Genomic DNA, 12,340 nt, shown 5'->3' with positions numbered 1-12,340 from the left:
ATTTAAAAGAAACTATTTCTTTTAAGCCACTTTATCAGCTTTAACTTTTTCGATTACGCCTTCAGCAACATTATTTGGACAAGGCATGTAGTTTTTAAACAGCATCGAAAACTGACCACGAACAGGAGTCGCAGAGCTCCTCCGCCCATAACACTAGACTGTCGTCTAATTCGCCCTGCTGCATTTGTACGTAAAAAACTGAATATATGTGCCCAGATATTTTTGCAGGCAGACATAAAAAAACCCCGCTATCATGGATAACGAGGTCTATTAATCTTAAAAGTTATTTAAAAGAAACTATTTCTTTTAAATAACTTTATCCGCTTTAACTTTTTCGATTACGCCTTCAGCAACATTGTTTGGACAAGGCATATAGTTTTTAAACAGCATAGAGAACTGACCACGGACTAATGTCATTGTACGTAAAGAACTGAATATATGTGCCCAGATATTTTTGCAGGCAGACATAAAAAAACCCCGCTATCATGGATAACGAGGTTTATTAATCTTAAAAGTTATTTAAAAGAAACTATTTCTTTTTAGCAGCTTTATCAGCTTTAACTTTTTCGATTACGCCTTCAGCAACATTGTTTGGACAAGGCATATAGTTTTTAAACAGCATAGAGAACTGACCACGGCCTGATGTCATTGTACGTAGAGAACCAATGTAACCAAACATTTCTGAAAGAGGTACGTCAGCTTTAATACGAACACCACTAGTTCCTGCTTCTTGGCCGGCAATCATACCACGACGACGGTTAAGGTCACCGATAACATCACCCACGTGATCATCAGGCGTAAATACATCTACAGCCATGATTGGTTCAAGAAGTTGTGCACCCGCTTTTGGAATTGACTGACGGAATGCACCACGTGCTGCTAATTCAAATGCAACTGCAGATGAATCGACGGCATGGAAACCACCATCATAAACTTCAACTTCAACGTCAAGTACTGGGAAGCCAGCTAGTACACCGGTATCCATCATTCCCTTAAAGCCTTTCTCAATCGCCGGGAAGAATTCTTTTGGTACGTTACCGCCAACAACTTTAGAAGTGAAGACGAAACCACTACCTGGTTCACCAGGCTTGATACGGTAATCAATTTTACCGAACTGACCAGAACCACCAGACTGTTTCTTATGTGTGTAGCTATCTTCAATTTCTTCGGTGATAGTTTCACGGTAAGCAACTTGAGGTTCACCAACAGCAAGGTCAACACCGTAGGTACGCTTAAGGATATCAACTTTGATATCCAAGTGAAGCTCACCCATACCAGACAGGATAGTTTCACCTGAATCAACATCAGTTTCAACTTTAAAGGTTGGATCTTCTGCAACCATTTTACCGATAGCAATACCCATCTTCTCAGTTGAACCTTTATCTTTAGGTGTAACAGAGATAGAGATTACCGGGTTAGGGAATACCATTGCTTCCAGGATAATCGGGTCTTTAGGATCACATAAAGTGTGGCCCGTTTGAACGTTGTTCTTCATACCAACGATAGCCATGATATCACCGGCTTGTGCTGCGGATAGCTCTTTACGATCATCTGCCTGCATCTCAACCATACGGCCAACACGCTCAGTTTTACCCGTAAAGGAGTTAAGGATGGTATCGCCTTTCTTAAGCGTACCGGAATAGATACGTATAAAGGTTAAAGCACCAAAACGGTCATCCATAATTTTAAATGCTAAGGCTTTAAATGTTTCTTCTGTAGAGACAGTTGCAAACTTACCAGTTGGTTCGCCTTCTTCATCCGTAAGTGGTTGTGGATCAACTTCTGTTGGAGAAGGCAGGTAATCAACAACAGCGTCAAGAATATTTTGAATACCTTTGTTTTTGAAGGCAGAACCACAGTAAGCTGGGAAGAATTCCATAGTACGTGTTCCTTTACGGATACAACGTTTAAGTTCTTCCATAGAAGGCTCAACACCCTCTTCCAGGTACGCTTCCATTAGATCATCGTCTTGCTCAACGGCAGTTTCGATCAATTTTTCACGGTATTCTTCAGTCAATTCAAGCATATCAGCTGGAATATCAGTAATTTCATAGTTTTCTGGAAGACCAGTCGCATCCCAGATATATGCTTTACGTGTTAATAAGTCAACAACACCACTGAATTCATCTTCAATACCGATAGGTAAAACCATGACTAGCGGGTTAGCACCTAGTACTTTTTTAGTCTGCTCAATCACGCGGTAAAAATCAGCACCCATACGGTCTAATTTATTAACAAAGATAATACGTGCAACTTTTGAGTCATTCGCATAACGCCAGTTTGTTTCTGATTGCGGTTCAACACCACCACTACCACAGAATACACCGATGCCGCCATCCAATACTTTGAGAGAACGGTAAACTTCTACTGTGAAGTCAACGTGCCCAGGAGTATCAATAACGTTAAAACGGTGGTCTTTCCAGAAACAAGTTACCGCTGCAGACTGGATAGTAATACCGCGCTCAGCTTCCTGTTCCATAAAGTCAGTTGTAGATTCACCATCATGCACTTCACCGGTTTTGTGGATTGTACCAGTCAGTTTTAGGATACGCTCTGTGGTTGTTGTTTTACCCGCATCAACATGGGCAAAAATACCAATATTTCTGTATTTACTTAAATCTTTCATTTTATATACTCTTTAGTAAAAAATTGAATCAATATTCCGGCAGCATTATACAAGTATTAGCGTTAAACAGAACACGGAATTAAAAATAAAATAAAATATGTTGCTTTTTTAGCCATCTTTTTAGTGGTTTTTATAAAAACAGCTAAGCTCCGGTTAAAATAAGCGTACAAAAGCGCGCTTATCCAAGTTCTGAAAGTGGTAAGAAACTAAAAATGGGTTTAATGCATCTAAATTAATACCAGCGCAAATAAAAGACTAAAAACAAAGGTGGATAATGCCGTGTTTTTAAGCTCATCATTAAATACCTGACCGTCACGAATATCTTTGGAGATCGCCTCCTTTAATATCAGACAACTCTTGATTAGCGGACTAAAGCTAAGCAAAAAAATAAATTGCCAGGCTTGTACATTTTCAAGCTGACTAAAATAGTAAACGGCACAGATAAAAGCACCGACAATAAGGGACAAGTGATAGATAAAAGCATTTTTCAGCCCCCATAAAACCACCAAAGTTGTTTTATGGGCCTCTTTATCCGTATAAATATCACGCATATTATTAATATTTAAAACAGCTGCGGATAAAAGCCCGACACTGGTTGCCGGTAAAAGTAAGGACCAGCTAAAAGTTAAACCATAAAGGTAATAACTGCCGACTACTCCTACTAAGCCAAAAAACAGAAACACAGCAAGATCGCCCATCGCTCTGTATCCATAATGTAATTTTCCCATTGTATAGGTTATCGCAGCGACAATAGCTAATAAACCAAGCAACAAAAAAACTACCCAACTCGTTGAATTTGAACCTAATGCAATAACCAGTAAAGTGATGCCCGACACCACCACTAAACTAGTCGTTAACAGGATCGCAATTTTCAGGCTTTTTTGGCTGATAGCACCGCTCTGCATTGCGCGTAACGGACCAACACGCTTGCCATTGTCTACCCCGGAGATGGCATCACCATAATCATTGGCAAGATTTGATAAAATCTGTAATAACAAAGCGGTAATAAGCGATAAACTAAAAATCAACAGGTCAAATATTTGTGCTTGAATGGCTATCCCAGCCCCTAAAATAATTGAAGCTGCTGCAAGCGGTAATGTACGTAAACGTAATTCGCTTAGCCAAACTGAAATATTACTCATCTAAATATCCTAAAAAAGTGTGGTTATACGCGGTTCCGCTAGGAATCGGCTGTTAATCGCGCTACATTAACAAACCTTAATCCGTCAATATATCATGAGCCCATGTTAACTGCTGAGCATAATTTCAATTTAATGGTCATTTTTATTCGTGAACAATTACAACAGTTTGCAATAAAACAGGGCGACAAACCAAGCTGCAATCTGGTTATCCCGCTTACCCCGTTTGATTTACTTGGTTTATTAAAAGGGCAATCATTAGACAGCGATGCACTTTATCCAAGAATTTACTGGGAGGATATAGAGCATCTGCAAACTATTGCCTGCTTTGGTGCTATTGATGAATGCACCTATATTCCCGAGCCCATTGGCGAGGCTTGTTACTTTGGCGGCTTGGCTTTCCAGCAGCAGGGGGTGCAATGGGCAGATTTCCCCGAAATACTTTTTATTCGCCCAGCCTTAGAATTTACATTAGAACAGCAAAAATTAAGATTAACCTGTCATTTTAACGGCGCTAACAGTATTGAAAAAAGCTTATTATTAATAAATTGCCTGCAAAAGCCAGTCTCTCCCGATGCGGTCAACAATATCGTTGTCTCAAGAGAGGATCTGCCGAATCGACAACAATGGGCTGAGCTGGTTGAATCGGCCATTGAGTATAAGGCGTTAATCCCAAAAGTTGTTTTATCAAGGCAGACGGAACTTATCTGTGAGCAGAAAGTTAATCAATGGGATTTAATTAATCAATGGCAGGAAGCAAACCCAAATAGTTTTCATTTTGCCTTTCAGTTTTCTACAAACCATACTTTTATCGGTTGCTCTCCGGAACGGCTTTTTTCTCGAGAAAACAACAGACTTAAAACCGAAGCCTTAGCTGGAACAGTCAATCGGGGAAGGGAGCCGCGTGAAGATGCCATTCTGCGACAAAGTTTGTTAAGTGATAAAAAAATTGACCGGGAAAACTATTTAGTACAAGAATTTATTGTCTCTAGTCTTAAGCGTTTAAAGGCAGAGGTTACCTGTTCCGAGCCGCATGTCATGCAACTGCTTAATGTACAGCATTTACGGGTGGAAATTAATGCTAAATTAAATGCGCAAACCAAGGATGCACATCTTTTACATAATTTACATCCCACCCCGGCTGTAGGGGGCTGCCCAAAACTCCCCGCGCTGCAGTTTATTAATGATAAAGAGCATTATAATCGTGGTTGGTATGCGGGTACTGTGGGTTATTTGCGCGTCGATAAAAGTGATTTTAGTGTTGCCATCCGCAGCGCTCTGGTATCAAGCAATAAGATCAAATTATTTGCCGGTGCCGGCATTGTGGTAGGTTCAATTGCAGATCAAGAATGGCAGGAATTAGAAAATAAAATTCACACTATTTTAGATATTCTATCGGTGTAATTTAAGGTGAAAAATGATCACTACATTATATAAAGAGCCGGCTTCATTTGCTCATGAGTTTTCTAATATCAACCTGTTGTGGGTATCACTGTTTATTGAAGAGCTGGTACGCAACGGTATTTCAGGGTTATCTGCGCGTCGATAAAAGTGATTTTAGTGTTGCCATCCGCAGCGCTCTAATATCAAGCAATAAGATCAAATTATTTGCCGGTGCCGGCATTGTGGTAGGTTCAATTGCAGATCAAGAATGGCAGGAATTAGAAAATAAAATTCACACTATTTTAGATATTCTATCGGTGTAATTTGAGGTGAAAAATGATCACTACATTATATAAAGAGCCGGCTTCATTTGCTCATGAGTTTTCTAATATCAACCTGTTGTGGGTATCACTGTTTATTGAAGAGCTGGTACGCAACAGTATTTCAGGGTTATCTGCGCGTCGATAAAAGTGATTTTAGTGTTGCCATCCGCAGCGCTCTGGTATCAAGCAATAAGATCAAGTTATTTGCAGATGCCGGCATTGTGGTAGGTTCAATTGCAGATCAAGAATGGCAGGAATTGGAAAATAAAATTCACATTATTTTAGATATTTTATCGGTGTAATTTAAGGTAAAAAAATGATCACTACGTTATATAAAGAGCCTGCTTCATTTGCTCATGAGTTTTCTAATATCAACCTGTTGTGGGCATCACTGTTTATTGAAGAGCTGGTGCGCAACGGTATTTCAGATTTTTGTATTGCCCCCGGATCCCGTTCAACCCCTTTAACATTAGCGGCTGACCAGCATACAGAGGCGCATACCCATGTCCATTTTGATGAACGGGGGTTAGGTTTTTTAGCACTTGGTCTGAGTCTCTTTAGCCATAAACCCGTGGTTATTATTACCACCTCCGGCACCGCGGTCGCAAACCTTTATCCTGCCGTTATTGAAGCCAAACTAAGCGCGATTCCCTTAATAATTTTATCTGCTGACAGACCCGTTGAATTAATCGATTGTGGCGCGAATCAAGCCATTGACCAATATCGAATCTTTTCCCATTATCCGGTTTTTTTTGCACAAATACCCAGTGCTACGACACACATTAAACCTAATTACCTGTTAACCACTATCAATCAAGGGTTACAGCAGCAGCGGCAGACCCCCGCAGCGATTCATTTTAATATCGCGTTTTCAGAGCCGTTATATCCGCAAACAGCAACGCTTAATTATCAAGGCTATTTACAATCATTAAAACAGTGGCTAATAGATAAACAACCCTTTAGCCAATATTTTCAGAATAAAGACTCTTTTCAAGCGGCAAGCAATACTCAGCTTAGGGATAAAAAGGTGCTGGTTATTGCCGGTCGCGTCACTGGTATCAATCAAGCTCAAGCCATTGCTGAATTTGCTGCATTGAATAATTACCCACTTTTAGCCGATCTGCAATCCGCATTAACAGGCAATGCAAATAACCTGCACTATTATGACCTGTTATTGGTCAATAAACAGTTTACTGAAAACCTGCAGCAGGCCGATATTATTGTACAGTTTGGGGGTAAGCTTATTTCCAAACGCCTTAGTCAATTTATTGAAGGATTTGCAGGCGAGTATTTGTTGGTCGATCCAGGTAATACTAGAATCGATCCTGCTCACAGCTTAAGAAAAAGATTTGTATGCTCAGCCACGCAATGGATAAAAAGTCTACAGAATAAAATACCAGATATTGATAAACACTGGTCACAGGTACTGCAACAGCAAAACAATTATATAACGAAGCAGATAATAAGCCCTTTTTTGGACAATAATCTCATTAGTGAAATATCTGTCATCTCTGCACTGGATAAGTTGCTGCCTGCTGACAACCCGGTATTTATCGGTAACAGTATGCCGGTTCGTTTGAGTGATATGTTTTTCAGACAAAACGCAGCATTGCCCTTTAGCAATCGAGGGGCAAGCGGCATTGATGGTTTGCTGGCAACGGCAAGCGGCATTGCAAAGTCTTGCGCGAGTATTACCACACTCTTAATTGGCGACACCTCTTTTCTTCACGATTTAAATTCCCTGGCTTTATTAAAACAACTGCAAGGGCCCTTTGTGATCATTGTGTTTAACAATGATGGCGGCGCGATATTTAATCTTCTGCCGGTGCCTACCCAGCAAAAACAAGATTATTACCAATTACCCCATGGTTTAACCTTTGCCGACAGCTGCAGGCAATTTTCAATCGATTATTACCAACCCGAAAGTCTGGATCAATTTGTCGGTGATTATCAAAAATCATTACAGAATCGTCTTTCTTTAATTGAGATCTGTGTCAAAAACGACCAAACTTACAACCATCTTGAATACATCAAAGAGCAGATAAAGTATGCCACTTTTTAGCCAAACGCAGGGGTCGCCTCAATCTCCTGCTTTAGTTTTTTTGCACGGTTTTTTAGGTAGTCATCAGGATTGGTGTGAAACTATCAAGCAGCTGAAAAAATCTTTTTATTGTATCTCTATCGATCTGCCCGGGCATGGAGATTCCGCCTCAGTAACAATACCTAAAGATAAAGGCTTTGAGACAACACATCGGTTGATTAAAAATGTATTAAACGACTTAAAAATCAAAGAATATATTCTTATTGGTTATTCCTTAGGTGGCCGTATTGCGCTTGATTACGCACGCACACAACAGGATCAGCACTTAAAAGCCTTGGTCTTAGAATCTTGCCATACCGGTTATCAAACTCAGGATGAAAAAGATAAACGTTTTGCACATGATCTTAGTTGGGCGAAACGCTTTGCCACACAAAGTATTAGACAAAGTTTAAATCAATGGTATGAACAGGATATTTTCAACGATCTTTCCTGCGAACAAAAAAATAATCTGTTTAATAAGCGCAGTCGTAATTACGGTGTCTGTTTAGCAAATATGCTGCTGGCAACCAGTCTCGCTGAGCAAACCGATGCATTGCCTTTTTTACAAAAAAATACTGCACAAGCAAAACCCTTATCCATTTATTACTGTTTTGGCGAAAAAGATAATAAATTTAAAACCCTAGGCCGCGCATTAGCCAAGCTTAAAAATATCCAACCAACTGAATTTGCCGGGGCAGGTCATAATATTCACCAACAGAGTCCTGTGCAATATGCGCGCTTTATTAAGCAGCATTTTAGTCAATAATTTTTAGATAATAATTAAGAGAAAAATATGCCTGAAAAAGAGGGTTATGCACCCATTGCATGGAAAAAAAGCGCGTTAAACTTCACTGACATTCTCTACCACAAAGCCGATGGAATCGCCAAAATAACGATTAACCGTCCGCATATTCGTAACGCTTTTCGTCCAAAAACAGTGAATGAAATGATGCAGGCACTGCAGGATGCGCGTTATGATGGTGATATTGGTGTCATTATTCTTACCGGTCAAGGTCCCTTATCTTTTTGTTCTGGAGGGGATCAGAGCGTCCGTGGTGACTCCGGTTATAAAGATGAGAGCGGCGGTCATCATCTTAACGTTCTGGATTTTCAACGCCAGATTCGCACTTGCCCCAAACCTGTCATTGCTATGGTAGCGGGTTACGCAGTGGGTGGCGGTCATGTCTTACATATGATGTGCGATTTAACCATCGCGGCTGACAACGCACAGTTTGGTCAAACTGGCCCTAAAGTAGGCTCCTTTGATGGTGGCTGGGGGGCCAGTTATATGGCGCGCATCGTTGGTCAGAAAAAAGCACGCGAAATTTGGTTTTTATGCCGCATGTATGATGCGCAAGAAGCGCTGGATATGGGGATGGTCAATACCGTTGTTCCGCTTGTTTATTTAGAAAACGAAACCGTAAAATGGTGCAGAGAGATCCTGCAAAACAGCCCGATGGCATTGCGCTGCTTGAAAGCTGCATTAAATGCGGATTGTGACGGACAGGCCGGATTACAAGAGCTGGCCGGTAATGCCACTATGCTTTTTTATATGAGCGAAGAGGGGCAGGAGGGACGTAATGCTTTTAATGAAAAGCGTAAACCCGATTTTTCAAAATTTGGCCGAAACCCATAATTATTGCTGAGCACTCTTCTCTTATATTATCGTGCCCCTTGAGCGGGTAAACATAGGCAAGTCCTTTGGGTATAACAGAAAATTTTATAAATTTGCTCTAAACACCTAACCGTGTTCAGAGCAAATTGTAACTTCCCATTATTTATACCAGGCATTATTTTGATAGCCTTTTCCTATCAAAATAATTGGTAAAAACAATTCGAATCTTGTTATCATTTGACGCGTGATACCGGGTTAGCAATGTTTGAAAGCACTTTTTTTATTTTTAAAAGGAATTAATTATGGTGTTAGTAGGCCAACAAGCCCCTGATTTTACAGCAGCAGCTGTTCTCGGTAATGGTGAAATCGTTGATAGTTTTAACCTGAAAGAATTTTCTGCTGGTAAAGAAACAGTTATTTTTTTTCTACCCTCTTGATTTTACTTTTGTATGTCCTTCTGAGTTAATCGCATTCGACAAACGTTTTAGTGAATTCCAAGCACGTGGTGTTGAAGTAATTGGTGTTTCAATCGATTCACAATTCACTCATCACGCATGGCGCAACACGGCCATCAACGATGGTGGTATCGGCCAGGTACAATACTCACTAGTTGCCGATGTTAAACATGAGATTTGTAAAGCCTATGGTGTTGAATTAAAAGCTGCGGGTGTTGCACTACGTGGATCTTTCTTAATCGACAAAGAGGGTGTGGTTCGTCATCAAGTAGTCAACGATTTACCCCTTGGCCGTAATGTTGATGAAATGTTACGTATGGTTGATGTGCTGCAGTTCCATGAAGAGCACGGCGAAGTATGTCCAGCACAATGGGTTAAAGACAAAGCCGGTATGGAAGCATCTCCAGAAGGTGTTGCTAAATACTTATCTGAGCATAACGACGACCTATAAAATTTAAATGAAAAAATGGCATTTCTGTATTGCACCAAGATATAGGGATACAAAAATAGCCCGATTTCCCGATTATTATTTAAATAAAAACGGCTTTTTTATTGAAGCCGTTTTTATCTCCAGCATAAAATTCCTCATTCCAACAAGCGCTCTTTTTTTACAATATGTAAAAGTCGATGACTTTTTATCTGCATCAACAATAGTTGAGGAAGTCACTTTTATTTGTTATAAAGACACACTCTAAAATGTTACTCATTACTTGTTTTGATTTTTTATGATTAAAACAAAAACGATAAGTATTCACTAAATTCAGGAATAAACTATGAATGGTGCCCACTCTGTCGTTCAGGCATTAAAGCAGCAAAACGTAACGCAAGTTTTTGGTTATCCTGGCGGGGCAATTATGCCCTTGTATGATGCACTCTATGATGGCGGTGTGGAACATCTTCTCTGCCGTCATGAACAAGGTGCGGCAATGGCCGCTATCGGTTATGCACGCGCAACCGGGAAAACTGGAGTCTGTATAGCCACTTCAGGCCCAGGCGCAACCAACCTGATAACAGGACTTGCAGATGCATTATTAGATTCAATTCCCATTGTCGCTATCACCGGTCAAGTGGCCAGCCATTTAATTGGCACCGATGCTTTTCAGGAAGTTGATGTACTGGGCCTTTCTTTAGCCTGTACCAAACATAGTTTTATGGTACCAAGCGCAGAACAGTTAGGGCCGATAATTGAGCAGGCGTTTCAAATTGCTCAGTCGGGCCGCCCCGGTCCCGTCCTAATAGATATTCCCAAGGATATTCAACTTGCAGATGCGGTTATCCATCACTTGACACAGACCGAAAGCGACTCAAAACCCTTAGATAATTCATTGCTGAGAAAGGCAAGGTCAATGATTCGAGCGGCCGCTAAACCCCTTGTCTATGTAGGGGGTGGTGTCGGTATGGCCGGCGCTGTCACAGAATTACGCAGTTTCCTTAAAAAATCTAAAATTCCCAGTGTCTGTACATTAAAAGGCATTGGCTGTATTCCCTATAACTCCGATTATTTTCTCGGCATGGTGGGAATGCACGGCAGTAAGGCGGCCAATATAGCCATTCAAGAGTGCGACCTGCTGATTGCTGTTGGCGCGCGATTTGACGATCGGGTTACCGGAAAACTAGAAGAATTTGCTCCCCATGCAAAAGTTATCCACCTTGATGTCGATGCCGCCGAAATAGATAAGTTACGGGTGGTTGAGCTGGCCATGAGTGATGATTTGAAATTAATTTTACCGTCAATAGAAACCACCTCCAGCATACTCAACTGGCGAACTCACGTCGCCAAAATGAAAGTGGATTTTGCAAATCGTTATGACCATCCCGGAGGAGCTATTTTTGCTCCCGCCCTGCTTAGACAAATCGCAAAAATAATGCCTAGAGACACGGTTATCTGTAGTGACGTAGGGCAGCATCAGATGTGGGTTGCACAGCATATGTTTGTCGATCGTCCTGAAAACCATATTTCCAGTTCAGGTTTGGGGACTATGGGTTTTGGAATTCCAGCAGCTGTTGGCGCACAAATGGCGAGACCTGATGATACCGTTATTGCGGTTTCAGGTGATGGTTCATTTATGATGAATGTACAGGAACTTGGGACTATCAAACGTGGCAAACTACCAATTAAAATCGTTCTGATTGATAATCAGCGCTTAGGGATGGTACGTCAATGGCAGCAGTTGTTTTTTGATGGCCGCTATAGTGAAACGATTTTAAGCGATAATCCAGATTTTGTGACTCTGGCAAGTGCCTTTGATATTCCCGGCGAAACTATTGTGGCAAAATCGCAGATCCACGATGCATTGACCAGACTGCTTAACAGTAAAGGTGCCTATTTGTTACATGTGTCTATTTCAGAAACAGAGAATGTCTGGCCATTGGTGCCACCGGGCGCTGCAAATCACAAAATGATGGAGAGTTTAGAATGAAATACTTGATGATAATTCAAGGTGAGAATAGCCCTGAATTATTGGAACGACTGTTACGTGTTATTCGCCATCGCGGTTTCTTTGTGCAAAAAATAAATGCCGAATGTACCGGGAATGGTAAATTATTGCATATTACCGTGACTGTGAGCAGTGATCGCCCGGTGAGTTTATTAAGCAAGCAAATTGAAAAAATATTTGGCATTACGCAAGTTGCAGTACTCGGGCAGGCACCGCCAGTAAAAGAAAGTGCCTAGAGTCTTCGAAATTCAAGTTACCTTTTCTGTCAAAATAAGTTAATT

At 40.8% G+C, this 12,340-nt stretch carries 14 protein-coding genes and 1 pseudogene; 12 read left to right on the top strand and 3 right to left on the bottom strand.

Annotation, left to right across the window (positions count from 1 at the left end; all coding sequences use genetic code 11):
• Positions 1 to 306: 306 nt before the first annotated feature.
• From PING_RS20370 to menA, 3 genes are all read right to left on the bottom strand, one after another.
• On the bottom strand, positions 307 to 468 hold the full coding sequence (locus tag PING_RS20370) for a hypothetical protein (protein ID WP_157035287.1): 162 nt from the start codon (positions 466 to 468) through the stop codon (positions 307 to 309).
• Between the two features lie 61 nt (positions 469 to 529).
• Positions 530 to 2,626, bottom strand: a complete 2,097-nt coding sequence (gene fusA / locus PING_RS01910; RefSeq protein ID WP_011768779.1) for an elongation factor G — start codon at positions 2,624 to 2,626, stop codon at positions 530 to 532.
• Positions 2,627 to 2,853: 227 nt separating this feature from the next.
• A complete protein-coding gene (gene menA / locus PING_RS01905; RefSeq protein WP_011768778.1) occupies positions 2,854 to 3,768 on the bottom strand; it encodes a 1,4-dihydroxy-2-naphthoate octaprenyltransferase in 915 nt (304 codons plus the stop codon).
• Between the two features lie 102 nt (positions 3,769 to 3,870).
• On the opposite strand from menA, the gene PING_RS01900 reads away from it, so the two are divergent.
• The 12 genes and pseudogenes from PING_RS01900 to ilvM all read left to right on the top strand — a co-directional run bounded on the left by PING_RS01900 (position 3,871) and on the right by ilvM (position 12,295).
• Positions 3,871 to 5,169, top strand: coding sequence for an isochorismate synthase (locus PING_RS01900; RefSeq protein ID WP_011768777.1), 1,299 nt, complete (start codon positions 3,871 to 3,873; stop codon positions 5,167 to 5,169).
• A gap of 13 nt (positions 5,170 to 5,182) precedes the next feature.
• Positions 5,183 to 5,314 carry a hypothetical protein gene (locus PING_RS21560; RefSeq protein ID WP_269571556.1) on the top strand — a complete coding sequence of 44 codons (132 nt, stop codon included), beginning with the start codon at positions 5,183 to 5,185 and terminating at the stop codon, positions 5,312 to 5,314.
• Positions 5,265 to 5,471 carry a chorismate-binding protein gene (locus tag PING_RS01895; protein WP_041765813.1) on the top strand — a complete coding sequence of 69 codons (207 nt, stop codon included), beginning with the start codon at positions 5,265 to 5,267 and terminating at the stop codon, positions 5,469 to 5,471. The genes PING_RS21560 and PING_RS01895 overlap by 50 nt, the downstream gene beginning before the upstream one ends.
• A gap of 13 nt (positions 5,472 to 5,484) precedes the next feature.
• The gene (locus PING_RS21555) at positions 5,485 to 5,616 is read left to right on the top strand and encodes a hypothetical protein (protein WP_269571555.1); all 132 of its coding nucleotides are present in this window, start codon (positions 5,485 to 5,487) and stop codon (positions 5,614 to 5,616) included.
• Entirely contained in the window at positions 5,567 to 5,773 is a 207-nt protein-coding gene (locus PING_RS01890; protein WP_041765811.1) for a chorismate-binding protein, read from the top strand. Before PING_RS21555 ends, PING_RS01890 begins: the two co-directional genes overlap by 50 nt.
• A 14-nt stretch (positions 5,774 to 5,787) precedes the next feature.
• Complete coding sequence (menD, locus tag PING_RS01885; RefSeq protein WP_011768776.1) at positions 5,788 to 7,533, top strand: 2-succinyl-5-enolpyruvyl-6-hydroxy-3-cyclohexene-1-carboxylic-acid synthase; 1,746 nt, start codon at positions 5,788 to 5,790, stop codon at positions 7,531 to 7,533.
• Complete coding sequence (menH, locus tag PING_RS01880) at positions 7,520 to 8,317, top strand: 2-succinyl-6-hydroxy-2,4-cyclohexadiene-1-carboxylate synthase (RefSeq protein WP_011768775.1); 798 nt, start codon at positions 7,520 to 7,522, stop codon at positions 8,315 to 8,317. Before menD ends, menH begins: the two co-directional genes overlap by 14 nt.
• Positions 8,318 to 8,344: 27 nt before the next feature.
• On the top strand, positions 8,345 to 9,187 hold the full coding sequence (gene menB / locus PING_RS01875; protein WP_011768774.1) for a 1,4-dihydroxy-2-naphthoyl-CoA synthase: 843 nt from the start codon (positions 8,345 to 8,347) through the stop codon (positions 9,185 to 9,187).
• A 278-nt stretch (positions 9,188 to 9,465) separates the two neighbouring features.
• Positions 9,466 to 10,072 (top strand): annotated as a pseudogene (locus PING_RS01870) (peroxiredoxin C).
• A gap of 7 nt (positions 10,073 to 10,079) precedes the next feature.
• Positions 10,080 to 10,316, top strand: a complete 237-nt coding sequence (locus tag PING_RS20365) for a hypothetical protein (protein ID WP_157035286.1) — start codon at positions 10,080 to 10,082, stop codon at positions 10,314 to 10,316.
• A gap of 78 nt (positions 10,317 to 10,394) precedes the next feature.
• Positions 10,395 to 12,041, top strand: a complete 1,647-nt coding sequence (gene ilvG, locus PING_RS01865) for an acetolactate synthase 2 catalytic subunit (protein WP_011768773.1) — start codon at positions 10,395 to 10,397, stop codon at positions 12,039 to 12,041.
• Positions 12,038 to 12,295 carry an acetolactate synthase 2 small subunit gene (gene ilvM, locus PING_RS01860; protein WP_011768772.1) on the top strand — a complete coding sequence of 86 codons (258 nt, stop codon included), beginning with the start codon at positions 12,038 to 12,040 and terminating at the stop codon, positions 12,293 to 12,295. Before ilvG ends, ilvM begins: the two co-directional genes overlap by 4 nt.
• Positions 12,296 to 12,340 lie beyond the last annotated feature (45 nt).

It is taken from the genome of Psychromonas ingrahamii 37 (assembly GCF_000015285.1).
Lineage (GTDB): Bacteria > Pseudomonadota > Gammaproteobacteria > Enterobacterales > Psychromonadaceae > Psychromonas > Psychromonas ingrahamii.
This window is presented reverse-complemented; position numbering and strand designations above follow the sequence as displayed.

Coding starts and splice junctions, on each gene's coding strand:
- PING_RS20370 (WP_157035287.1), bottom strand. CDS start 468: ATGTCTGCCTGCAAAAATATCTGGGCACATATATTCAGTTCTTTACGT.
- fusA (WP_011768779.1), bottom strand. CDS start 2,626: ATGAAAGATTTAAGTAAATACAGAAATATTGGTATTTTTGCCCATGTT.
- menA (WP_011768778.1), bottom strand. CDS start 3,768: ATGAGTAATATTTCAGTTTGGCTAAGCGAATTACGTTTACGTACATTA.
- PING_RS01900 (WP_011768777.1), top strand. CDS start 3,871: ATGTTAACTGCTGAGCATAATTTCAATTTAATGGTCATTTTTATTCGT.
- PING_RS21560 (WP_269571556.1), top strand. CDS start 5,183: ATGATCACTACATTATATAAAGAGCCGGCTTCATTTGCTCATGAGTTT.
- PING_RS21555 (WP_269571555.1), top strand. CDS start 5,485: ATGATCACTACATTATATAAAGAGCCGGCTTCATTTGCTCATGAGTTT.
- menD (WP_011768776.1), top strand. CDS start 5,788: ATGATCACTACGTTATATAAAGAGCCTGCTTCATTTGCTCATGAGTTT.
- menH (WP_011768775.1), top strand. CDS start 7,520: ATGCCACTTTTTAGCCAAACGCAGGGGTCGCCTCAATCTCCTGCTTTA.
- menB (WP_011768774.1), top strand. CDS start 8,345: ATGCCTGAAAAAGAGGGTTATGCACCCATTGCATGGAAAAAAAGCGCG.
- PING_RS20365 (WP_157035286.1), top strand. CDS start 10,080: ATGAAAAAATGGCATTTCTGTATTGCACCAAGATATAGGGATACAAAA.
- ilvG (WP_011768773.1), top strand. CDS start 10,395: ATGAATGGTGCCCACTCTGTCGTTCAGGCATTAAAGCAGCAAAACGTA.
- ilvM (WP_011768772.1), top strand. CDS start 12,038: ATGAAATACTTGATGATAATTCAAGGTGAGAATAGCCCTGAATTATTG.